Here is a 21,148-nt window from a genome sequence, read left to right as displayed (position 1 = left end):
GTATTTCACTGCGGTCTACACAGCTATGTTCACTAAGGTTCACTTTTTTCACCCGCCCGTTTCACAAAAAAAGATGACACCTGCCGGCAGGCAGGTGTCATTCCCGCTCATTTTCCAGAACGGTTATTGCTTTAGCATTTAGAGGCCGTCATCCACGACCAGCCCAAAAATCGTGGCAAACGTAATCGCCTGCGCCGGCGATATGATGCAGCGGCGCAAATCCTCGAGCGCTGCCCCCAGGCTGTTAAACTCGCAGCTGCTGATATCGATGCCGCCAAGCTTAGTCTGCGAAAACTGCGCTTGGTCGATATTGGCTTCTTTCAAATAAAAGTTGGATAATGTCATATTGGACAGGTCTGCTTTGGCAAGCGAGGTTTTCTCGAACTTAACTCCCTTCGCATTGGAGAAACGAAGGACGGCATAATCCGCATAACATTGCTCGAACCATACGTTGCGCAGCGTCGAACCCGTAATATCCATGCCGAGCAGCTTGCAATTCTGAAAGGATACGCGGTGCAAAATGACTTCGCTCAAATCAATATTCGATAAGTCGCAATTGACGAACCGAACATCCGTAAATTCAGCTTTCCGTAAGCTTACGGCCCGGAACACGACATTTTGGAACACCACTCTATCGAAGCATGCCTTATAAGCCGATTGGTTATGAATGCCGCTATCCTCAATGATGCTGTCGCTTATCTCATACTCATCCGCCCACTCGTAATCCGGCACCGTCAATGCCGTGAGACCGTCCGGAATTTTAGGCGCATCAAGCTTTTTTTCCTTGCTGGACATCTAGCAAATACCTCCCCCTGCGGCAGTTCCTTTGCCGGCCGCTGAACCTAATTCCCATTATATACGATTACACCGGCCTGTTCGATGGCATTCCTTCGCTTCCGGTCTTGCTTCAAAGCAGCTCTCTGATGACTTATTGACCAGCCCCATCTATAATGAAGAAATTAATACTGTAAAAGGAAAGCAACCTCTGCGGTGCCGCAATGCTCGTATAAGAGGATTATGCTATACATATGGAGGTGCGCTATGAAATATGAAATGACGCTGGAGCAGCGCGATCACATCATGGGGCAGCTGTCAGAGGAACAACGCCATTTCATGCATCATGAGCTTGTCAGAGGCAGAAGAACGTTGTTTGCGAGGCAGCTTGCGCGAAAAAAATGCCAGTTTATCCCCGAGGATGCGCAGTTTGAGGATATTGCGGCATTTATCGAGGAATGGGACTATATCGGCTTCACCGACAGCGGCGAGGTTTCGCCGCATACGAAATGCGAATGCGGACGTTCGCTGCGCTACCAGCACCAGGTGCTGCATTTGCCGTCGAACACGATTCGCTATTTCGGCATCGAGCATCTGCAGCTGCATACGGGGATCGATGCGAAAGCCATCGCGGATATCATGAAGGGGTTCGATGTGCTGGACGGCGAAATGAACGAGGTGCTTAGCAAGTTCCGGGATGGCTGGCAGCTGGATCAGCATCTTTTTCTGCCGCTGCCGGCCGAGCTCGACGTTCCGCCTGATATTCAGGCCCATATCGATGCCAAGCTTCCTCTGCTCGATAGGCAGCTTGCCCGTATCCGCAGAAGGCTGCATGAGCTTGATGTTGCAAGCAGAAAAAAGCGGCTGGCAGCCGCTTTAACTTACTTCGATCAATCAGCCTCCGAAGAGGATGAGCCTGACTTCCCCGAGGCGGAGAGCATCCAGAAAGACGAAGGCAAGGAGAAAAACAGCGAGCCTGCTACTGAAAGCAATAAGCAGGGCGCCGATCAAGGCTCCTTTCATTTTGGAGAATACGATGCTGTCCAGGGGGCCTTCAGCTTTGGGGAAACGGACGGCGGCCAAGCGGCCTTCGTCTTCGAAGCATCAAACGGCAGCCAAGGCGCCTTCGTCTTTGATGAAGAGGAAGAAAGCCAAGGCTCGTTCCTGTTCGACGAGCCATCGGAGAATCCGGCGAATCAAAGTCGGGATGCGTCCGCTTTCGAGGAAGCCGGCAGGAAGCTCGGCGCCGCCGCGCGAAGAGAAAACGAGGTAAGCAGCTCGGATGCGAAGCGGTCAAGCCCCTTCTATCTGTCTCCCTCAGCCCAGCACGTCGTGGATGATGCCATCAAATACGGCCGCATCAGCACCCTTGCCATCTCCAACTTCCTCATCGAGCAAAAGCTCGTTCAGGACACGCGGATGTCTACCGGCAAGCCCGGCATTTATATCGCCGTTGCCGCTTACATGGACAAGCTTGCCGCAGCTGGCCAATGCGAGCTTGTGAGCAGCGATTCCGAGGATCGCGTCTATAAAAAGAACGAATAGAGAGCTTAAGCTTAACCTTTTACAGCCGAGCCGACGGTAAGCGCGTTCTCGACCTGTTCGCTGAACAGGATGTAGATCAGCACCGTCGGCAGGCTGGCAATCGTCATCGCCGCTCCTATCGCGCCCCAATCCGTCGTAAATTGCCCTTGGAAAAACAGCAGGCCAAGCGGCAGCGTCTTCAAGCTTTCTTTGGTAATCAGAATGACGGCCATCGTAAATTCATTCCATGAATTCAGAAAAATAAAAATAACCATCGTAGCGAGCGCAGGCTTAATGATCGGCAGCATAATACTGAAGAATGTCCGGTAAATGCTCGCTCCGTCAATGCAGGCCGACTCTTCCATCTCAATAGGAATGCTGCGGAAGAAGCCGTAAAACAACATGGAAGCAAATGAAATGTTAAAGGCAATATAAGGAGCTGTTCATAAAATAAACCGGTACGTTATATTTCGACCATGCCTCTACGTAGTTCTCAAAACGCAGATGCATAGGCGGGCCGAATGGGTTCGTTACGAAAATTTCATCATTGTTTTTCAGAGAATAAAAGATCATCCACACGAGCGGATATACCGACAAGAGGAATAATAATAAGCGGAACGTGGACATGCGTAATCTTATTGCGGATTAATCGGTTGCGGAACCATTCGAATCGTTTTAGCCGATTGTACACGTTCACCCGTTGTCCCCCTGAGCAGAATATGCTTCTTTTTTTACTAGTTTTACTAAATAAATCAACTTTTGAAGCTACAGTTTAACACGAAACTTGAGGTGGTTGGGATAGATATAAAAATTTCTCTCTCTTGAAAGAAAAACACCTTTATTGTTTGATGTCATAGAGGTGTCTATCAACCATGCAAACAATAAAGGTGTCTAATTTTAGAAATGGAAGGCAACTACCTACGAAGCAATTTATTCGATCAATCCCTCATCCCTCAACCACTGTTCGGCAACGACACGAGCTTGTTGTCCTTCCAGATCCACTTTGCCATTCAGCACCGACATCATACGATCATCAATTTTGCCAGCAAGAAGATTCAGTACTTCCTCAAGTTCAGGATGTGCTTGAAGTGTCTCCAAGCGGATGATAGGTACAGCGTAATAGGGTGGAAAATATTGTTTGTCATCCTTGATTATCTTGAGATTGAATGCTTCGATGCGGCCGTCCGTAGAGAAGGCGTCATTCGCATCCGTCGTTCCTTCTTTCACAGCGCTGTAGGTTAGCCCGGGATCCAGCCCTTTCACTTCCTTGAACTTCATACCGTAGGCCTGCTGCAGCCCCGGGTATCCATCCGGGCGCTCCAGGAATTCGTGAGTGGCGCCTAATGTAAATAACTGTGATTTTTTCGCCAAATCCGACAGCGTTTCGATTTTCTCCTGTTCAGCACGCTCCCTTTTCATAGCAAGTGTATATGTATTGTTGAAACCAATCGGCTTCAGCCAAGTGATATTGAATTTTTGCTCATAGGCTTCCTTTACCCTTCGGTATGTTTCCTCCGGCTTACCTCCGATTGGCTGCTCCTTAAGGACGGAGGTCCACCCTGTTCCCGTATACTCCGGGTATATATCAATATTTCCTTTGATCAAGGCATTATGTGTCACCTGGGATCCTCCAAGGAAAGGCTTGCGCACGACCTTCAAATCTGTCTTCTGTTCAATTAAGGTCGCCATCATATGAGTCAAAATATCCTGTTCGGTAAAATTTTTACCGCCGACAACGATTGAATCAGAACCGAACGGATTACCCTTCGCCACGATTCCTGCCAATATTGCGACAATCAGTGCTGTACCAAGTCCTATTTTCAATCCTTTGAAAAACTTGGATGGTCTTTTACTGCGCGTACGCAAGCCCTTCGGAGTAACGGCTCTCTCCATCCATCCCAGTAAGTAGTCAAAGAGGAGCGCTAATAAAGCTGAGGGAATTGTGCCCGCCAAAATCAATTCGGTATTGACCGTCGAGATCCCCCGGAATATTAAATCCCCCAAACCTCCCGCACCGACAAGCGATGCCAGCGTAGCTACGCCAATAAGCATAACGGTCGCCGTACGTATACCTGCCATGATTACGCTCAATGCAAGCGGCAGCTCCACCTTCAGCATGACCTGCATGCTTGTCATCCCCATACCGATCCCGGCTTCTTTGATCGGCTTCTCCACGTTCATGATGCCGGTATACGTGTTTCTCAGAATGGGCAGCAGGGCATAGACGGTCAAAGCAACGATGGCCGGAAACATCCCTATTCCGAGAATCGGAATCATAAAGCCGAGCAAGGCTAAGCTGGGAATCGTCTGAAACAAGGAAGCTACACCAATCACCGGTGCAGCCAACCTCGGAAAACGAGTCAGCAGCAGCCCTGCGGGAATCGAAATCACGATCGCGATTAAAAGAGCGATAAACGAAAGCTCGATATGCTCCATTGTCGCGCGGTAAATGTCCTCTTGCCTGCTTATAATCACATGCCAAAGACTCATGGCTAACTCTCCTTCAAATCTGCTTAAGCAGAGCATCAATTAGACTAGAATTGGTGACAAGGCCCGCCAACAAGCCGTTAGGATGTACCACTGGCAAGCTATACAAGCCATGCTGCCTCATAAGTTCCACAGCATCAGCCACTCCTGTTCCGGTTTGTACAGTCTGAATATCGGATTTCATAATGTCTTGGAGGGTTAAATCTTCGTGATGGTACTGCTCCGCGAGCAGCTCTTTCGTCACGATGCCTTTCAAAAACCGGTTCTTATCCGTTACGAGCAAGCTCGTCACCCGGAATTGCTTCATTAGCTTTGCCCCGTGAGCCAGACCGCGCGTCATGGAGATCGTCACCGGATTTTGAACCATTACATCGTCCACCGTCAGCTGCTCTGATTCATTCAACCGATTGCCTCCAATAAACGTTCGTACGAAATCATTTTTGGGGCGGCGCAGGATGCGGTCCGGCGTGTCTGCTTGAACGATTTCCCCGTCTTTCATCAACACGATACGGTCGGCGATTTTTAGCGCTTCATCCATATCATGCGATACGAAGACAATCGTTTTCTTAACTTCCTCCTGCAAATGTATCAATTCATCCTGCAGCTGTTCCCGGCTAATCGGATCCAGCGCGCTAAAAGGCTCGTCCATTAAAATAATCGACGGTTCTGCCGCAAGCGCACGAATGACTCCAATTCTCTGCTGCTGGCCTCCGCTCAACTCCGCAGGGTATCGATCCCGATATTGACTGGGATCAAGTCCAACCATTTCCATGAGATCGTCAATTCTCTGTTCATAGGAATTTTTTTCGATTCCCTTTAGTTTAGGTACGATTGCTATGTTTTCTTTGATCGTCATATGCGGAAATAAACCAATATGCTGGATGACATAACCGATATTTCTTCGCAGCTCGACCGGGTTTATGCGGGAAATATCCTTTCCTCCAATCAAGATTTGGCCGGAGGTTGGTTCGACAAGGCGATTAATCATTTTCATCGTCGTCGTCTTGCCGCAGCCGCTCGGTCCGATTAAGGTAATAAGTTCTCCTTCCTTAATCTCTAGATCAATGCCTTTTAGCGCAGTCGAACCGTCACTGTATCGTTTCGTCACATTTGTGAATTGTATCAATCAGACACCTCGTGTTAGTCAGGATAGAATTTCTGTTATTTTGACCTTGTGTTTCTTTTCTATACGATATATACCACTGCATCAAATGAACTGATTCTTGAATGGCATGGCGGAAGTTATTTTTTAACATCATAAATTAACTGCAACATTAACGGATTCATTACCGTTTTTACCTTTTGAAAAACAAAAAAATAGGACACCGAGGAGATTGAATGTGATGAAAAAAAATTATTTTGCTTTTATGCTCGTTATTGCGCTGGGATTGGTGCTGACCGCTTGCTCCGGAGCAAACTCGAATAACACCGCTAACAACAATACATCCGCAAATAAAGAGGAACAGGCCGTTACGACTAAAACGACCAAAGAAATGGTTGACGGCATGCTGGCCAAAATCGAGCAGCCAGCATTAATCGAAATGACCGGCGATATGGTTAAGCAAATGTACGATATCGACCCTGCTTTGCTTGAACAATATACGATTATGTCGCCGATGATGAATATCAAAACGAATGAAATGGCTGTTTTTAAAGTGAAGGATGCCAAGGATATCGCGGCAGTCGAAGACGGCATTAAGAAGCGTGCCGGCGACGTTCAAAAAATGTTCGAAACCTATCTGCAGGATCAATACGAAATCGCCAAAAACTATAAGCTCGTAACGAAAGGCAGCTATGTCTTTTTCGTAATCTCCGAACAAGCCGATCAATTCGTAAGTGAGTTCGATACTTTCTTCGAGCAAAAATAACGAGTATGGTATTCAGCAGCCTACTCTTCCTCTTTCTATTTCTGCCTGCTGTGCTGCTGCTTTACTTTGTATCCCCGTGGCGAATAAAAAACCTTGTTTTATTCGTAACGAGCCTCATTTTTTACGCATGGGGCGAGCCTGTATACATTGCGATCATGCTGCTCTCCACGGTAACGGATTACGGCTTCGGGCTGCTTCTAAGCCATCCGAAGCGAAGCAGCTTGCAGCGGAAATGGATTGTCGTCGCTTCCGTCATCGTCAATTTGACCCTGCTGGGTTATTTTAAATACGCTGATTTTCTCATTCAGAACGTGAACGCATGGCTGGGTACGCAAATCCCGTTAACCGAGCTGGCACTGCCTATCGGGATATCGTTTTATACGTTTCAATCCATGTCCTATATTATTGACGTTTATAGGGGTACGGCTAAGGCACAGCGCAATTGGCTCGATTTCGGCACCTTCGTCGCTTTGTTTCCGCAGCTGGTTGCAGGTCCTATCGTTCAATATTCGACCATTGCCGAGCAGCTGCGGCATCGTACCGTCGACACCGGAATGTTCGCCGAAGGCGTAAGACGGTTCATAATCGGTTTGGCCAAAAAAGTGCTGCTTGCCAACAATATCGGGCTGCTTTGGAATACCATTTCAAGTACCGGCACGGACACGATGCCCGTCTTGACCGCATGGCTCGGCATAATCGCCTTTGCCTTTCAAATTTATTTTGATTTCAGCGGGTATTCGGATATGGCGATCGGTCTCGGCATGATGTTTGGCTTCCGGTTCAACGAAAACTTTAATCGGCCCTATACGGCGCAAAGCATTACCGACTTCTGGCGGCGCTGGCATATCTCGCTCAGCACTTGGTTTAGAGATTATGTGTATATCCCGCTTGGGGGCAACCGGAAGGGCCCGTGGAAGCAGCTCCGCAACATTATGATCGTGTGGCTGCTTACAGGCATATGGCATGGCGCAAGCTGGAATTTCCTGCTTTGGGGTTTGTATTTCGGCGTCGTTCTCGTCTTGGAGAAATGGTTCGGCTTGAAGCTCTTGCAGCGATTGCCCGCATGGATTCGGCATGCGTACGCGCTGTTTCTAATTTTAATCGGCTGGGTGTTCTTTGCTTTTGTGGATTTACAGGATATGGGGGGTTATTTTGCCGCGATGTTCGGCGCGAACCATCAGCCGCTGTGGAACAATGAATCTTTGTATTTGTTATACACGAACGCTGTCCTGCTCGTGCTGTTGGTCCTTGCTTCCATGCCGAGGCGCAACGAAATCAAAAAAATCCGCGGCTTCGGACCGGTTATAGAGCTTGGCTGGCATGCGGTCCTCTTCCTCATGTCGGTCGCTTATTTAGTCGATGCAACGTTTAATCCGTTCTTATATTTCCGTTTTTAAAGAAAAAGGAGGCTCGCAGCTATGAGCAAAAAAACGGATCGCGCTTATGTCTGGGGCTTCGTCAGCCTATTGTTCGCCATGCCTCTATTATTTTTCATTCTGCCTGTTCAAGCATTCTCCGACATGGAGAACCGCACGCTTCAGAAAGCTCCCAAGCTTACTTGGGATCATATTTGGTCCAAGACATTTTCCGAAGAATCGGAAAACTATGTGACCGATCATTTCCCTTTCCGGACAAGTTGGGTATGGACTAAATCCGTGCTCGAGCAGCTTCGGCTGCAGCAGGAAAACAACGGCATCTATAAAGGCTCGGATGGCTATTTATTCGAGAAGCTGAGCAAACCGAATGAGACGGAAATCAAGGAATATGCAGCCGCGTTGAAGAAATATGCGCAAAACCATCCGGATGCGAGCATTACCTTCATACTGGCTCCAACCTCTATCGGCTTATATCCCGAGCGTTTGCCTTGGCTGGCTGACGCTTATCCGCAAAAAGAAGTCAACGGCTTTATCGGTAAGCAGGTGCAAGGCAGCATGTCCTTCATGGACGGCTTTGATTTTCTTAGTGCAGCAGCCGACGGCGACAAGCCCATTTATTATAAGACGGATCACCACTGGACCACCTACGGCGCTTACCTTGCTTATGCGGCTTATGCCGGGCAGATGGGCTGGACGCCCGTTCCCGAGGATGACTTCAATATTGAGACGGTCACCGACTCGTTTCTAGGCAGTTATCATACACGCAGCCAGTTCAGCGGTTTAAAACCCGATTCCATCCAAGCCTACAAAGACAAAAGCGGTATTCAAACAGACATGTATATTGCCGATACGGACAAAACGGTGCCGAGCATGTATGATCCGGGCTATCTGGCCAAAAAAGATAAATATTCGTATTTTCTCGGCGGCGTGCACGCGCTTATGACGCTTCACAGCGAGCTTCCTCCTGACAAAATAGACCTGGATAAGCTGCTCGTCATCAAAGACTCCTACGCGCATAGCTTCCTCCCTTTCCTGACACAGCATGTGCAGGATATCCATGTTATCGATATCCGTTACTATAATGGCAGCATCAGCGATTATATGAAAGAAAACGGAATAAAAGAGGTATTGATGCTTTTTAATACGACGACTTTTGTTTCGGAGCGTAATTTACTGAAATTGAAGTATTGATAAGCAAAAAAGGAGCAGCCGTGTTGGCTGCTCCTTTTCAAAATAAAAAAAGTTATTGCTCCAGCTTCAGAAAAGCCGCAAGCTCAGAACGGATCTCTGCCGGCGTATCCATATCGAGGAGCCGTTCGGTCAGCTGTACGCAGGCGCTGTGATCGAGCTTCCTAACCGTCTGCTTGATACGATGCACAGCCGAAGGCGACATGCTCCATTCATGCAGACCGAGACCGGCAAGCAGCGGAGCAGCAAGCGGATCGCCTGCCATGCTGCCGCACATACCCGTCCATTTGCCATGTTTATTCGAAGCGTCAATGACCGTCTTAATAAGCTGCAGAACAGCCGGATGGAAGTAATCGTACAAATAAGAGACCTTCTCATTCATCCGGTCCACCGCAACCGTATACTGTACCAAATCGTTCGTGCCGATGCTAAAGAAATCGACCTCTTTGGCCAAGCGGTCCGCTATCAGCGCGGCGGAAGGAATTTCGATCATAATGCCGATTTCAATCGCTTCGCCAATGCTCGCTCCCTCGTTAATTAACTGCTCGCGAGCCTCTTCGTACAACGCCTTGGCTTGGCGCCACTCGTCCATGCCCGAAATCATCGGAAACATGATCTTTACGTTGCCATACGCTCCGGCCCGAATAATGGCCCGCAGCTGCGTGAGAAACAGCTGCTTCTGATCCAGGCAAAGACGGATCGCGCGATAGCCGAGAAATGGATTCATCTCTTCGGGCAGCTGAAGGTACGGCAGCTCCTTATCCCCTCCGATATCCAACGTACGGATAACGACCGGGCGTCCTTGCATGGCTTCCGCCGCTTGGCGGTAAGCCTCGAATTGAATCTCCTCGGAAGGCATCTGGGAGGTGCTCATGAACAAAAATTCGGTCCGGTACAAGCCGATGGCCTCCGCGCCCTTCTCCAGCAAACCCGCTGCTTCCTGCGGTGTTCCGATATTCGCGGCAATCTCGAAGGCGAAACCGTCCTTCGTTACGGCAGCAAGGTCACGATATGCTTGTAAGCCTTCCTGCTCCAGCTGTTCAGCGGCAAATGCAGCCGCGAATGCTTCCTTCGTGGACTCCGCCGGATACAGAACGCATTCGCCGGTCGAACCGTCGATAATCATTTCTTCCCCATGCCGGATTTTCTCGATCGCCTCGCCTAATCCGAGTACGGCAGCGATCCCCAGCGAGTTCGCGAGAATCGCGGTATGAGACGTCTTGCCTCCGATGCGGGTTACGAAGCCAAGCACATATTGTTTATCCAATTGAACCGTATCCGAAGGTGTCAGGTCGTCGGCAACAATGATGACCTCGCTCGTTATATCGGACAACCGTGCGCCTTGATGCCCTACAAGCTGCGTCATCAGACGGGTGCCGACATCTCGTATGTCAGCCGCTCTCTCGCGCATGTATTCGCTCGCCATCGCTTCGAACAGCCCGGCTACCTGATTAACGATACGTCTGACCGCGGCTTCGGCCGACCATTGCTCGGTTTGGATGAGCTTCTGCATCGGCGGGTAAAATGCCGGATCGCTCAAGAAGCTAACCTGACCTTTCAGGATCGCGGCCTTTTCTTCGCCAAGCGTCTGCTTAGCGCGTTCAATGAGTGCGGTGAGCTCCACAACGCATTGCGCTTTGGCCTGCTCCAAGCGAGCCAGCTCTTGGTCCGGCTGCTCGGTCTTGCTCTCTTTGATGTCTTCAAGCTTTAATGGCTTATAGACAAAAGCCCTGCCTATCCGTATGCCCTCCGATACGCCTAGTCCCGTCAATCGCTGCTCGGTTGTTTCTGTCTTCATTTTGCGCTCCTCCTTGCTGCGGCTTCGTGCAAGCCGATATTATTCTTCGCCGAATCCGCTTGCTACCAGCTCGGAAAGCTCCGCGACCGCTTCCGCTTCATCCGGTCCTTCGGCTTGGATCGTAATAATGGCCCCTTTTTCCAAACCCAGCGTCATGAGATTAAGAATGCTTTTGGCATCGGCTACCGTAGTTGTGCCTTCCGGCATGATCAGAACCGTCGATTGAAATTGTGTTGCCTTTTCAGTAAAAAGCTGCGCGGGACGGATATGAAAGCCGGCAGTGTTTTGAATGACTACTTTTTGTGCGTACATGCGGTCAGGCCTCCCCTTTTGGTTATATCGTTTCAAGCAAGCTTTTTAGCTGGTCCGAATGCTCGACGGCCATCAGCTTCTCGCGGAATTCGGAATCAATGAGCTTACGCGACAATGCAATTAATATTTTCAAATGATCGTTGCCTTCTGCAGCTTCAGGTACGGCAATCATAAACACGACTTTAACCGGTTCTCCGTCAAGCGATTGCCATTCCGTAGGCGTCGATAGCTTAGCGAATGCGATGCCTGCCGTCGCGACACCGCTGGATTTGCCATGCGGAATCGCTACGCTGAATCCGATGCCTGTCGAGCCCGTACCCTCGCGCGCGAGAACTGCGTTCATGTATGCTTCCTTATCCGATACGGAACCGGATGCGGCAAGGCCGTCAATCATAGCAGCAATAATGCTGTTTTTATCATTCGATGCCAGCGGGATAAATATAGCCTTTTCGTCCAAAAGAGAGTTAATGTTCATGGTGTATTCCTCCTGAATATATAATTGTTTTAGAAAATAGGGGGAGGATTCCCCCCTATCCGTTTGTTTTCCCCTTTTATGCTTGCGTGCGCTGCTCAACCGGCTTTTTAAGTATGCTCAGCATGACCGCTGTCACAACCGTCCCGATGATGATCGCGAGCGCATACAGCGCCAGATGGCTAACCGCATTCGGAATCGGGAGAACGAAGATGCCGCCATGCGGTGCGCGCAGCGTTGCGCCGAAAGCCATCGACAAAGCGCCAGTAACTGCCGAGCCTACCACAATAGAAGGAATGACGCGGAACGGATCGCCGGCAGCGAATGGAATCGCTCCTTCCGTGATGAACGAAATACCGAGTACGGACGCCGCCTTGCCTGCATCCTTTTCTTCTTTTGTAAATTTATTTTTGGCAAGCAGCGTTGCAAGCCAGAGACCAAGCGGAGGCGTCATGCCTGCTGCCATAACCGCTGCCATCGGACCGAAGACATCGCTTGCAAGCAAACCTACCGCAAACGTATAAGCGGCTTTGTTAACCGGACCGCCCATATCGAACGCCATCATCGCGCCGAGCAATAGGCCAAGCAGTACGGCATTCGTCGTTCCAAGCCCGGTAAGCCAAGCCGTAAGACCATCCATAATCGCTTTAACCGGTTCGCCGATTACATAAATCATCATAAGGCCAGTGAAGCCCGACGCAAGAAGCGGAATGAGCAGGATCGGCTTCAAACCTTCCAGGTTGCGCGGAAGCTTAATGTTTTTCTTCAGGAAAAGCGATGTGTAGCCTGCCAAGAAACCCGCAAGGATACCGCCGAGAAAACCAGCCCCGATGGTCGATGCCAGCATGCCTCCGATGAGCCCCGGTGCGAGACCTGGCTTCTCCGCAATAGAGAAGGAGATAAAGCCTGCAAGAACGGGAACCATTAGGGCAAACGCCGACCCGCCCCCAATGTTCATTAGCGCAGCTGCGAATGTGCCTTCTACCTTGAATGCTTCGATGCCGAATATAAACGATAAGGCAATAAGCAGGCCGCCGGCTACAACAAGGGGAAGCATGTGCGATACGCCGGTCATTAGATGCTTATAAGGCCCGCTTCGTGCTGAGCTGCGCTCGGACTTCGACTGCTCTACCTGGTTCGCATAGCCGCCCGGAGCGGACGCTTGTTTGGCTAATGCTTCTTCCAGCAACCCTGCCGGGTTTTTGATCGCTTGGGCGACAGCCACTTTTACGACCGGCTTTCCTGCAAACCTAGATTCCAGCACATCCGTATCGGCAGCGACGATAATCGCATGCGCTTCCGCAATTTCCTGCTCGGTAAACTCATTCTCGACGCCAACGGCGCCTCTGGTTTCCACTTTAAGCGGAATGTTTTTTTCCTTGGCCGCTTTAATCAAAGACTCGGCGGCCATATACGTATGAGCGACACCGGTCGGGCAAGCCGTGACAGCAAGTATTTTTTTCATAGCTCAATAATCCTCCTTGGAATGGGCATATGTTTTTTTTAATAAGATGTGAGCGCAACCCTTTGAACCGAATGCATGACCTCTTGCAGAGTACACACCTGCGTGCCTGGCTTGGAAGCCGTAATCGTGCCCGCCGCGGATGTCCATCTCGCTGTTTCTTCGATTGATTTGCCTTCAAGGAAGCTGTATACCATTGCGGCAACCATGGAATCTCCTGCCCCTACCGTGCTTACCGGAACGATTGGGAACGGGCTTGCTCTCACCGCTTCCGTCCGGTTGACGAGAAGAGAACCCTCTGCTCCCATAGAGACAAGAACATATTCAATGCCTCGGTCAATCAAAGTTTTTGCCCCTCTGATTACTTCCTCCATGGTGCCGAGTTTCTCGCCAAGCAGCGCTTCAAGTTCATGAATATTTGGCTTTATAGCGAACGGGGATGCTTCGACACCGCGTGCAAGCGCCTCTCCGTCTGCATCAAGTATTGTTTTTATTCCCAGCTCCCGCGCAATCTCGATTAACGTTTGATAATAATCGGGCGGCGTACCGGGAGGTAGACTGCCGCCCAGAACGATAATAGACGCTTCTGCTGCCTTGGTTTTAAATAATTCCCGGAACTGCTCCAGCAGCGGAGCGTCAACCGCGAAGCCCTGCTCGTTGAGCTCGGTCGTCTGTTTCGTCGATTCATCGACCATTTTCAGATTAATCCGCGTCTCTCCTTCAGCCTCGATCATGGCGGAATGGACGCCCAGCTTCTCCAGCTGGTCGCGAATGACCTGCCCTTGATAGCCTGCCGTGAACCCCAGCGCATTGACTTCGATACCGAATAGTTTCAATACCTTTGCAACATTAATTCCTTTTCCCCCTGCATCGGTTCGCATCTCTTTGATCCGGTTTAACCCTCCGTACTCAAACTGTTCTACGGTGACGGTCTTATCCAATGCCGGGTTCAGCGTAACGGTGATGACTGAAGCAGCCGGCTTCATTGTACAGCACCTCCGTTACCAGCCAAGACAATAACGATTCCTTTTTCTTCAAATGACTGCAAAACAGTCGGCGAAGCTAACGAATCCGTAATTAATGTCGTGACATCCTCGATTTCCCCAAACCGGGAAAAGGAAACTTTTCCGAATTTGCTGTGGTCCGCTAACAAAATAACCTCATCAGCCGATTTAATCATTCGATTCTTTGTTGCGGCTTCAATAAGATTCGGCGTAGACAATCCGTTCTCGGCATCAAACCCGTTCGTTGCAAGAAACAGCTTATCGACATGTACCGATGCGATAGCCCGCTCCGCGAATGGACCAACCATGGCCTGCGTCTCCGGACGAAGCATGCCTCCCGTCAGCAGAAGCTCAATGCTCTTCTCATTCGCCAGCTCCTGTGCGACCATGACCGAGTTGGTCACCACGGTCAATCGTTGGAAGTTCTTTAGCAGCTTCGCTAAATGATACGTCGTAGTGCCCGAGTCCAGCATGATGGTATCGCCTTCGCGAATGAGCGACAGTGCCGCCTTTGCAATATCGAGCTTTTGCTGCTGAAAGCGATCCTCTTTCTCCACGAAAGAAGGCTCGCTACTGTTACTTTGCATAGCCGCTACCGCTCCGCCATGTGTACGGCGCAGCAGCTCCTGCTCCTCCAAATCGCTCAAATCCCGCCTAACGGTCGATTCCGATACTTGAAAATGATTCGACAGCTCCTGAACGGAAGCACGGCCGTGTTGACGAACGTAATCCGCTATTTGCCGCTTGCGTTCTTCTTCAAACAACATACAGTTTTGCCTCCTTGCTCAAATTATCTATTTGCAATGAGTGATCAGATTGTTTGTTCATTTGCTCATTTACTCTCGTTTGTAATTGTATATGACTATTTAGATATTGTAAAGCGCTTTCTTCGTGATTTTTTATGATCGTTATGCGTGGTATGTGTATCATGATGACCGATGCATGACTGATTCGAGCATGAGATAACTTACTAAATTTGAGAAACCATAATAAATTGAGTAAAATATAAGTTAATGAAGGGGGAGTATTTAAATGGCCGATTTGGCAGCTAACATGGAAATAGGAATCAGTACATTTTTGGAGACGACGCCGGACCCGGTAACAGGTGCAGTCATCAGCCATGCCGAGCGTCTGCGCAACGCGGTAGAAGAAATCGTTTTGGCCGATCAGGTCGGACTCGATGTATATGGGATTGGCGAGCATCATCGCGCAGATTATGCAGGTACCTCGCCGGCAGTTGTATTAGCGGCAGCGGCAGCCATGACTAAGCGTATTCGGCTTACGAGCGCGGTAACGGTTCTGTCCTCTGACGACCCCGTTCGCGTCTACCAAGCCTTCTCAACCCTGGACGGCATTTCGAATGGGCGGGCTGAAATTATGGCGGGACGAGGATCGTTTATCGAATCCTTTCCGCTTTTCGGTTACAGCCTGGATGATTATGAAGAATTGTTCGAAGAAAAGCTGGAACTGCTCCTTGCCATTCGAGACTCGGAGAAGGTAACTTGGCGAGGCGGCCATCGTCCTGCGATCGATAATCTCGCTGTCTATCCAAGGTCCGTTCAGAGCCCGCTCCCTGTATGGATTGCAAGCGGCGGAAATCCGGAGTCGGCTGTCCGGGCAGGCACGCTGGGCCTTCCTATCGCTTTTGCCATTATTGGCGGAATGCCAGAGAGCTTTGCACCGCTTGTCGCACTCTATAAACAAGCCGCGGCAAAGGCTGGGCATGATCCGAGCAAGCTGTCCATTGCGACGCATTCGCATGGATTTGTGGGCGACACGACCGGGCAGGCAGCCGATTCGTTTTTCCTACCGACGCAGGCCCAAATGAATGTTATCGGCCGTGAACGCGGCTGGCGGCAAAATTACAACCGCGAAGCTTACGATGCCGCGCGCAGTCTTCGCGGGGCACTCTACGTCGGCGATCCGGAATACGTCGCCGAAAAGATTCTCCTACTGCGCAAAAATTTAGGAGTTACCCGTTTCTTCCTGCATGTCAATGTAGGAACGATGCCGCATCGCGAGGTTCTGCATGCGATTGAGCTTCTCGGCACAAAGGTGGCGCCTATCGTACGCAAAGAGCTTGCGCGAAGCGAGTCTTAAGTAAGACTGCACCGGATTAGCTTCTCCAAAAAAAAAGAAGTGTACGGGCCGATTGGCGGCCTGCACACTTCTTTTTTTACGCTCTTCTTTTGGATGGGGATAAACCTCCCCCTCCTATGCGCGTAACAGCAACATAAAGCTTACTTTCGTGTCACATGTACTAACAGGATAATACGGCGCTATATTTATACATCCACTAAACTTTGATTATTTTTGTCTTAGATAAGAAAAGACGTTAATCCAGAAAATGCATCCCAGCAAAATCTGAATTCCGCATTCTTCAATATTTATCCCCGACCCGCTCAGAAACACTCCTGTAAAAAAGCCAAGCACGATACTGATCAAAACTTCCAGCAGCCTGGTTTTCATTATACAATCCCCACTCCTTTTAAAAAAACAACATACTCTAAAGACGGCTAAACATGCATTTAGTTGCGTTCATTCCTCCGTAATTTCAAGCCTTATATTACTTTCAAGTAACTATATCACTCTAAAGTGCGTACTTTTTATTCCTCGCCGCAACATTCACAATGAGGTTGAGACCATAACGGATGAGGAGAGAAAAACTTATGAAAGCACAAGAAACGCTGCCGCGCAAAACGGCGCTTGTCATTGGAGCCAACGGAGTTATTGGCAGGAATTTAATCGAGTATCTCGAGCAGCTTCCCGATTGGGATATCATTGGCGTATCGCGGCGTGGCGGGGACTCAAGCAACAAAGGCCGAACTCGATATGAAGCTGTCGATCTGCTAAATGAAAGTGATACGCGCGAGAAGCTCGGCCGTTTAACGGAAGTCACCCATATCTTTTATGCTGCCTATCAAGACCGTCCTACTTGGGCCGAGCTGGTTCCCCCAAACCTCTCCATGCTCGTCAACGTCGTCAATGCAATCGAGCCGGTCGCTTCGGACCTTCGGCATATCAGCCTCATGCAGGGCTACAAAGTATACGGCGCACACTTAGGTCCCTTCAAGACACCCGCCCGTGAAACAGACGCCTATCATATGCCGCCGGAGTTTAATGTCGACCAACAGCAGTTCCTTGAACGGCGGCAGCCGGGAAGCGACTGGACCTGGTCTGCGCTCCGCCCTTCCGTCGTATGCGGGTTCGCATTGGGCAATCCCATGAACCTAGCGATGGTCATTGCCATTTATGCATCCATTTCGAAGGAGCTTGGGCTGCCGCTTCGTTTCCCCGGAAAACCAGGTGCCTATAACAGCTTGCTTGAGATGACCGATGCAGGCTTGCTGGCAAAAGCCACCGTCTGGGCGGCCACGGATGACCGCTGCGCAAACCAAGCGTTCAACATCACGAATGGCGACCTGTTCCGATGGAATGAGCTTTGGCCTAAGATTGCTGCAAGCTTTGGCCTTGAGACAGCGCCTCCGCTGCAGATGTCTCTGGATGTGGTTATGGCTGATAAAGAGGAGCTATGGAAAGCCATGGTGAAGAAGCATGGTTTAGTGGATAACGCCTATAAGGATGTTTCCTCCTGGCGGTTTGGGGACTTTGTATTTTCTTGGGACTATGATTTTTTTGCGGACGGCACGAAGGCTCGCCGTTTCGGCTTTCATGAATTCATGGATACAGAAGCGATGTTTCTGAATATCTTTGAGGATTTGCGGCAGCGTAAGGTCATCCCTTGACCTATGGCTTCTTACAACAAAACCGGTCTCTGGCATCCAGCGACCGGTTTCTATTTTTAACGAATTAATTTTCGTCCATTCGAGGCGCTCCGGCCAAAATCTTGATCTTATCGCCGTAAGCGCGCTCGGCATGCCGATCTCCCCATCTGCACATGAGATGAAGAATCTCTTTTAGGCTCCAGCCGTACTCCGTCAGTTCATACTCGACCTTGGGCGGCACTTGATTGTATGAAATCCGGGCAATTATGCCATCGTCTACCAATTCCTTCAGCTGCTGGGTAAGCACTTTTTGCGTTACCGAAGGTAACAGGCTCTTCAGCTCGCCGTTGCGTTTCTTGCCGAACGTCAGATGGAAAAGTATGACCTGCTTCCACTTTCCACCGATGACCTCGAGCGTTACCTCCACTGCCGTATTGTACGTTTTCCCCGGTTCCAGCATAGGTTCACATCGCCTCCCTGCCCTCTACGATATCGCCTTAAGCCTGTGGGCGCAAGTATCGCCTATCCTGTAATCGTTCAAGGTAGCCGTTGTTTTATTGTTTTCATCAGCGTTATCGAAAATGCTGCAATCGCAATCAACCCTTTCCGGCTAAAACGAATAACCTAGTTACGATTACAATGTCTCGATTTTGAACTATACTATTTATATAGTGCTGCTTGCATTTAATATAGCTAACTGCGAAAGGCGGAGATAATAATGAAAATAATTGTTGACCAGCTGGCTGAATCTAAAGTAGCTATTATAGAAAGCGATGAGATCGTCATCCATGATGTACAAGGAGCGCTCGACTTGATGGCTTCCGTTAGATACCATGAGGATTGCTACAAAATTGCAATAAACAAGTCGAACATCACCGAGGATTTCTTCGAGTTAAAAACGCGGCTTGCCGGTGACATTTTGCAAAAGTATACGAACTATCGGGTTAAGCTCGCCGTTATTGGAGACTTCGACGTCTATGACAGCGAAAGCCTAAAGGATTTTATTTTCGAGTGCAACAAAGGCAATCAGGTATTTTTTCTGAAAGATTTGCCGTCCGCGCTGCAAGCCCTCCACCATGCCCCGTGACCGCATCAGCGATGTGGTCTATATTTTCTTCAACTTTTGAAATAGGCTCAAAATAAATCCAGCTGCTCCACTACCGGAGCAGGCGGTTCATTCGGGCTCCCGCCATCCGGACGCGTCAATCCCAGCAGCTCCATCAGCCGCTTGGCGTTACCTGCCGCGTCTCCGCCGGAGTTGTTGTTAAAAATAACATGTATATGCTTGCTCTGCTGCTCCAGCAGCCTCAGCTTATCAACCCAGTCCTGCAGCTCGGCCTCGCTGTAACGGTATAAATAACGGACCTCCCGCCAATTCGGAGCGCTGGCCTGATTCCAGCCGGAAACGTTTCGGCCGTGGAACCTAACGACAGTGGCCTCGTTATCCGTTGCCTTCAGCACCGTCGGAATCGAGCCGATTCCCGCCTGCGGCTCGTCGCACACGCTATGCATCCATTGCTCCCGCTCCATGAATGCCAGTGTTTTCTCCCTATACTCTTCGGTAAACCAGCTTTGATGGCGAAATTCGAGCGCGCAAGGAATTCCGCTCATCCGCGCCTTCGTTTCCCTAAGAATGCGTACGTTTGCCTGCGTGCAATCGAACCAAGGCGGATATTGGAACAGCGCTGCCGTCAATCGGCCTGCCGCTATCACCGGTTCCAGCATTTCCCGAAACGCCGCGAACATCTCGTTCGTTTCAGTCGCCGGTATGGTTGGACCCCGCTGATGCCCCGTCATGCCCTGATAAGCCTTCACGAGAAAATGCAAATTTTCGGGCGTATCCTCAAGCCATTTTGCAAACCGCTCCTTAGACTGGATCGCATAAAAAGTGCTGTCTACCTCCACGAGAGGAAAATGCTTCGCATATTGCCGCAGTTTACTGCCGGCTTTGGCAACGGAGACATACAGCTGATCATGATCGCCCCAGCCGGCTAATCCAATATGTATCGGCATGTCCTTCCCCCCATTTCCGCTTTTTAACTATTATACCTAACTTTTATGCAGGAAAAAAACAGCCCCCTTGTAGATGGATCTACTAGAGAACTGTTTTTCGTTTCGTTCATAGGCTGCCGCTTATAGATACCGATACTCCGAAAAGGCAGCCGCTTGTCCATTGTACGCACCGTCATCATCGACCAAATTCCAAACCGTCGCTTTCAGGATATAGAACCTTCGTCCCGTACTTGAAATACGGATGCCCGTGTAATTGTCTACATAGCCGTTTGCCGTTACCGCTTCAAAAAAACGGTCCCGCTCCTGCCGTTCCATAGGCTCTGCCGTAAGTCTCGATGGCGTACTCGTGAACGTCTCCCCATCCATTTCCCAAAGCTCAAGTCCGCGCCGATTGCCATAATTCAGTACAGGATCGGTCTGCGTTCCATGTGACAAAATGACGATCGGCGCTTGAAATAGCTGATCTCTCAGACTCTCGCCCGGCACAAGCGCCAGAAGCTCCTTGCCTGTCCATTTCTTGAAGCTATCCACCAGCAGCTTGGCATGCTCCTCCGTTGCTCCAACGCCGGTCAGCGGTATTTGCATCCTGATGTTCCTCCCCGTTTTGTTCGCTTCCATTTATATAACACGGGGAGCAGCGCATGTCTACTTCTTGTTGACCCAGCTTATGCTTATAGCTCCATTAGGCTTGGTTTAGCTTCCGCAAGCGAAGCAGCGCCGTCAGGATAATCAAAAAAGCAGCAAGCGCCAGCATCGGAATCGTTATAAAACCAAACCAATTTAAATAATCGCCCTGGCAGGAGACCGGGCCGCAGGCTGCAAGCGGCGAGTCATGCGGCAGCTTTTGCAATACCGAATGATAGAGTGAGAAGCCTCCTCCTATTACCACAAGCGGAAGAGCATAGGAAACGATGCCCGTATCCCCCTTCGCATACGCTATGCCAAGCAGAATCGCCAGCGGATACATGAAAATGCGCTGAAACCAACAAAGGCTGCATGGCGCAAAATGCATCACCTCGCTCAAATACAAGCTTCCCGCCGTCGCTAGGACAGCCGCTGCCCAAGCAAGAAACAGCCCATTCGATTTTTTCTTATTCAATTGATCATCCAGAATGTACTCCCCGCCTTCCTCGAGCATTCATGCT

The 21,148-nt window shown here is 49.8% G+C and carries 22 protein-coding genes; 7 read left to right on the top strand and 15 right to left on the bottom strand.

The genetic code is table 11. The features are described 5' to 3' along the window. Positions 1–138: 138 nt before the first annotated feature. On the bottom strand, positions 139–795 hold the full coding sequence (locus tag MRBLPE1_RS12325; RefSeq protein WP_364145649.1) for a pentapeptide repeat-containing protein: 657 nt from the start codon (positions 793–795) through the stop codon (positions 139–141). A gap of 246 nt (positions 796–1,041) precedes the next feature. Between MRBLPE1_RS12325 and MRBLPE1_RS12320 the strand changes: the two genes are divergently transcribed. Next, entirely contained in the window at positions 1,042–2,319 is a 1,278-nt protein-coding gene (locus tag MRBLPE1_RS12320) for a DUF3895 domain-containing protein (protein ID WP_364145648.1), read from the top strand. Positions 2,320–2,330: 11 nt separating this feature from the next. On the opposite strand, the gene MRBLPE1_RS12315 is transcribed toward MRBLPE1_RS12320, so the two are convergent. From MRBLPE1_RS12315 to MRBLPE1_RS12300, 4 genes are all read right to left on the bottom strand, one after another. Further along, the gene (locus tag MRBLPE1_RS12315) at positions 2,331–2,702 is read right to left on the bottom strand and encodes a carbohydrate ABC transporter permease (protein ID WP_364145646.1); all 372 of its coding nucleotides are present in this window, start codon (positions 2,700–2,702) and stop codon (positions 2,331–2,333) included. A gap of 140 nt (positions 2,703–2,842) precedes the next feature. Then, entirely contained in the window at positions 2,843–2,995 is a 153-nt protein-coding gene (locus MRBLPE1_RS12310) for a hypothetical protein (RefSeq protein ID WP_364145645.1), read from the bottom strand. Between the two features lie 233 nt (positions 2,996–3,228). Further along, the gene (locus MRBLPE1_RS12305; RefSeq protein ID WP_364145643.1) at positions 3,229–4,788 is read right to left on the bottom strand and encodes a glycine betaine ABC transporter substrate-binding protein; all 1,560 of its coding nucleotides are present in this window, start codon (positions 4,786–4,788) and stop codon (positions 3,229–3,231) included. Positions 4,789–4,801: 13 nt separating this feature from the next. Beyond that, the gene (locus MRBLPE1_RS12300; protein WP_364145642.1) at positions 4,802–5,911 is read right to left on the bottom strand and encodes an ABC transporter ATP-binding protein; all 1,110 of its coding nucleotides are present in this window, start codon (positions 5,909–5,911) and stop codon (positions 4,802–4,804) included. Positions 5,912–6,128: 217 nt separating this feature from the next. Here MRBLPE1_RS12300 and MRBLPE1_RS12295 point away from each other — a divergent pair, with 217 nt between their 5' ends. The 3 genes from MRBLPE1_RS12295 to MRBLPE1_RS12285 are packed head-to-tail and all read left to right on the top strand — an operon-like array spanning position 6,129 to position 9,220. Beyond that, the gene (locus MRBLPE1_RS12295) at positions 6,129–6,653 is read left to right on the top strand and encodes a DUF4358 domain-containing protein (RefSeq protein WP_364145640.1); all 525 of its coding nucleotides are present in this window, start codon (positions 6,129–6,131) and stop codon (positions 6,651–6,653) included. A 5-nt stretch (positions 6,654–6,658) separates the two neighbouring features. Then, positions 6,659–8,050 carry an MBOAT family O-acyltransferase gene (locus tag MRBLPE1_RS12290; RefSeq protein WP_364145638.1) on the top strand — a complete coding sequence of 464 codons (1,392 nt, stop codon included), beginning with the start codon at positions 6,659–6,661 and terminating at the stop codon, positions 8,048–8,050. A 21-nt stretch (positions 8,051–8,071) separates the two neighbouring features. Next, positions 8,072–9,220, top strand: a complete 1,149-nt coding sequence (locus tag MRBLPE1_RS12285) for a DHHW family protein (protein ID WP_364145636.1) — start codon at positions 8,072–8,074, stop codon at positions 9,218–9,220. Between the two features lie 52 nt (positions 9,221–9,272). Here MRBLPE1_RS12285 and ptsP read toward each other — a convergent pair whose 3' ends face one another. The 6 genes from ptsP to MRBLPE1_RS12255 form a co-directional block, all read right to left on the bottom strand. Continuing rightward, on the bottom strand, positions 9,273–11,015 hold the full coding sequence (gene ptsP / locus MRBLPE1_RS12280; protein WP_364145635.1) for a phosphoenolpyruvate--protein phosphotransferase: 1,743 nt from the start codon (positions 11,013–11,015) through the stop codon (positions 9,273–9,275). A gap of 39 nt (positions 11,016–11,054) precedes the next feature. Then, positions 11,055–11,327 (bottom strand): HPr family phosphocarrier protein, encoded by a 273-nt coding sequence (locus MRBLPE1_RS12275; protein ID WP_364145633.1) that lies wholly within the window; start codon positions 11,325–11,327, stop codon positions 11,055–11,057. A 22-nt stretch (positions 11,328–11,349) separates the two neighbouring features. Then, entirely contained in the window at positions 11,350–11,802 is a 453-nt protein-coding gene (locus tag MRBLPE1_RS12270; protein WP_364145631.1) for a PTS sugar transporter subunit IIA, read from the bottom strand. A gap of 76 nt (positions 11,803–11,878) precedes the next feature. Continuing rightward, positions 11,879–13,264, bottom strand: coding sequence for a fructose-specific PTS transporter subunit EIIC (locus tag MRBLPE1_RS12265; RefSeq protein WP_364145629.1), 1,386 nt, complete (start codon positions 13,262–13,264; stop codon positions 11,879–11,881). Positions 13,265–13,302: 38 nt separating this feature from the next. Beyond that, positions 13,303–14,247 carry a 1-phosphofructokinase gene (pfkB, locus tag MRBLPE1_RS12260; protein WP_364145628.1) on the bottom strand — a complete coding sequence of 315 codons (945 nt, stop codon included), beginning with the start codon at positions 14,245–14,247 and terminating at the stop codon, positions 13,303–13,305. Then, on the bottom strand, positions 14,244–15,032 hold the full coding sequence (locus MRBLPE1_RS12255) for a DeoR/GlpR family DNA-binding transcription regulator (RefSeq protein ID WP_364145626.1): 789 nt from the start codon (positions 15,030–15,032) through the stop codon (positions 14,244–14,246). The genes pfkB and MRBLPE1_RS12255 overlap by 4 nt, the downstream gene beginning before the upstream one ends. A gap of 265 nt (positions 15,033–15,297) precedes the next feature. Between MRBLPE1_RS12255 and MRBLPE1_RS12250 the strand changes: the two genes are divergently transcribed. Together MRBLPE1_RS12250 and MRBLPE1_RS12245 are read left to right on the top strand one after the other, a co-directional pair. Continuing rightward, positions 15,298–16,365: an LLM class flavin-dependent oxidoreductase gene (locus tag MRBLPE1_RS12250; RefSeq protein ID WP_364145625.1), complete on the top strand. Its 1,068-nt coding sequence runs from the start codon at positions 15,298–15,300 to the stop codon at positions 16,363–16,365. 569 nt (positions 16,366–16,934) lie between these two features. Further along, the gene (locus MRBLPE1_RS12245) at positions 16,935–18,011 is read left to right on the top strand and encodes an SDR family oxidoreductase (RefSeq protein WP_364145624.1); all 1,077 of its coding nucleotides are present in this window, start codon (positions 16,935–16,937) and stop codon (positions 18,009–18,011) included. A 64-nt stretch (positions 18,012–18,075) separates the two neighbouring features. Here MRBLPE1_RS12245 and MRBLPE1_RS12240 read toward each other — a convergent pair whose 3' ends face one another. Further along, positions 18,076–18,450 (bottom strand): winged helix-turn-helix transcriptional regulator, encoded by a 375-nt coding sequence (locus MRBLPE1_RS12240; RefSeq protein ID WP_364145622.1) that lies wholly within the window; start codon positions 18,448–18,450, stop codon positions 18,076–18,078. Positions 18,451–18,708: 258 nt separating this feature from the next. Between MRBLPE1_RS12240 and MRBLPE1_RS12235 the strand changes: the two genes are divergently transcribed. Further along, entirely contained in the window at positions 18,709–19,077 is a 369-nt protein-coding gene (locus MRBLPE1_RS12235) for a DUF4180 domain-containing protein (RefSeq protein WP_364145620.1), read from the top strand. Between the two features lie 47 nt (positions 19,078–19,124). Here MRBLPE1_RS12235 and MRBLPE1_RS12230 read toward each other — a convergent pair whose 3' ends face one another. From MRBLPE1_RS12230 to MRBLPE1_RS12220, 3 genes are all read right to left on the bottom strand, one after another. Further along, positions 19,125–20,003, bottom strand: a complete 879-nt coding sequence (locus MRBLPE1_RS12230) for a DUF72 domain-containing protein (RefSeq protein ID WP_364145618.1) — start codon at positions 20,001–20,003, stop codon at positions 19,125–19,127. A gap of 120 nt (positions 20,004–20,123) precedes the next feature. Beyond that, positions 20,124–20,588: an MEKHLA domain-containing protein gene (locus MRBLPE1_RS12225; protein WP_364145617.1), complete on the bottom strand. Its 465-nt coding sequence runs from the start codon at positions 20,586–20,588 to the stop codon at positions 20,124–20,126. Between the two features lie 97 nt (positions 20,589–20,685). Continuing rightward, positions 20,686–21,102 carry a disulfide oxidoreductase gene (locus tag MRBLPE1_RS12220; protein ID WP_364145615.1) on the bottom strand — a complete coding sequence of 139 codons (417 nt, stop codon included), beginning with the start codon at positions 21,100–21,102 and terminating at the stop codon, positions 20,686–20,688. Positions 21,103–21,148 lie beyond the last annotated feature (46 nt).

It is taken from the genome of Paenibacillus sp. LPE1-1-1.1, assembly GCF_040676435.1.
Lineage (GTDB): Bacteria > Bacillota > Bacilli > Paenibacillales > Paenibacillaceae > Pristimantibacillus.
The sequence above is the reverse complement of the archived record's forward strand: the minus strand, read 5'-3'. Positions and strand labels throughout refer to the sequence as shown.

Bases quoted from the DNA above. Each gene is read 5' to 3' on its own strand.
- MRBLPE1_RS12265 (WP_364145629.1), bottom strand. From the start codon at position 13,264: ATGAAAAAAATACTTGCTGTCACGGCTTGCCCGACCGGTGTCGCTCAT.
- MRBLPE1_RS12275 (WP_364145633.1), bottom strand. From the start codon at position 11,327: ATGTACGCACAAAAAGTAGTCATTCAAAACACTGCCGGCTTTCATATC.
- MRBLPE1_RS12315 (WP_364145646.1), bottom strand. From the start codon at position 2,702: ATGTTGTTTTACGGCTTCTTCCGCAGCATTCCTATTGAGATGGAAGAG.
- MRBLPE1_RS12295 (WP_364145640.1), top strand. From the start codon at position 6,129: ATGAAAAAAAATTATTTTGCTTTTATGCTCGTTATTGCGCTGGGATTG.
- MRBLPE1_RS12285 (WP_364145636.1), top strand. From the start codon at position 8,072: ATGAGCAAAAAAACGGATCGCGCTTATGTCTGGGGCTTCGTCAGCCTA.
- MRBLPE1_RS12290 (WP_364145638.1), top strand. From the start codon at position 6,659: ATGGTATTCAGCAGCCTACTCTTCCTCTTTCTATTTCTGCCTGCTGTG.
- MRBLPE1_RS12305 (WP_364145643.1), bottom strand. From the start codon at position 4,788: ATGAGTCTTTGGCATGTGATTATAAGCAGGCAAGAGGACATTTACCGC.
- MRBLPE1_RS12325 (WP_364145649.1), bottom strand. From the start codon at position 795: ATGTCCAGCAAGGAAAAAAAGCTTGATGCGCCTAAAATTCCGGACGGT.
- MRBLPE1_RS12235 (WP_364145620.1), top strand. From the start codon at position 18,709: ATGAAAATAATTGTTGACCAGCTGGCTGAATCTAAAGTAGCTATTATA.
- ptsP (WP_364145635.1), bottom strand. From the start codon at position 11,015: ATGAAGACAGAAACAACCGAGCAGCGATTGACGGGACTAGGCGTATCG.
- MRBLPE1_RS12230 (WP_364145618.1), bottom strand. From the start codon at position 20,003: ATGCCGATACATATTGGATTAGCCGGCTGGGGCGATCATGATCAGCTG.
- MRBLPE1_RS12320 (WP_364145648.1), top strand. From the start codon at position 1,042: ATGAAATATGAAATGACGCTGGAGCAGCGCGATCACATCATGGGGCAG.
- pfkB (WP_364145628.1), bottom strand. From the start codon at position 14,247: ATGAAGCCGGCTGCTTCAGTCATCACCGTTACGCTGAACCCGGCATTG.
- MRBLPE1_RS12240 (WP_364145622.1), bottom strand. From the start codon at position 18,450: ATGCTGGAACCGGGGAAAACGTACAATACGGCAGTGGAGGTAACGCTC.
- MRBLPE1_RS12250 (WP_364145625.1), top strand. From the start codon at position 15,298: ATGGCCGATTTGGCAGCTAACATGGAAATAGGAATCAGTACATTTTTG.
- MRBLPE1_RS12225 (WP_364145617.1), bottom strand. From the start codon at position 20,588: ATGCAAATACCGCTGACCGGCGTTGGAGCAACGGAGGAGCATGCCAAG.
- MRBLPE1_RS12245 (WP_364145624.1), top strand. From the start codon at position 16,935: ATGAAAGCACAAGAAACGCTGCCGCGCAAAACGGCGCTTGTCATTGGA.
- MRBLPE1_RS12270 (WP_364145631.1), bottom strand. From the start codon at position 11,802: ATGAACATTAACTCTCTTTTGGACGAAAAGGCTATATTTATCCCGCTG.
- MRBLPE1_RS12255 (WP_364145626.1), bottom strand. From the start codon at position 15,032: ATGTTGTTTGAAGAAGAACGCAAGCGGCAAATAGCGGATTACGTTCGT.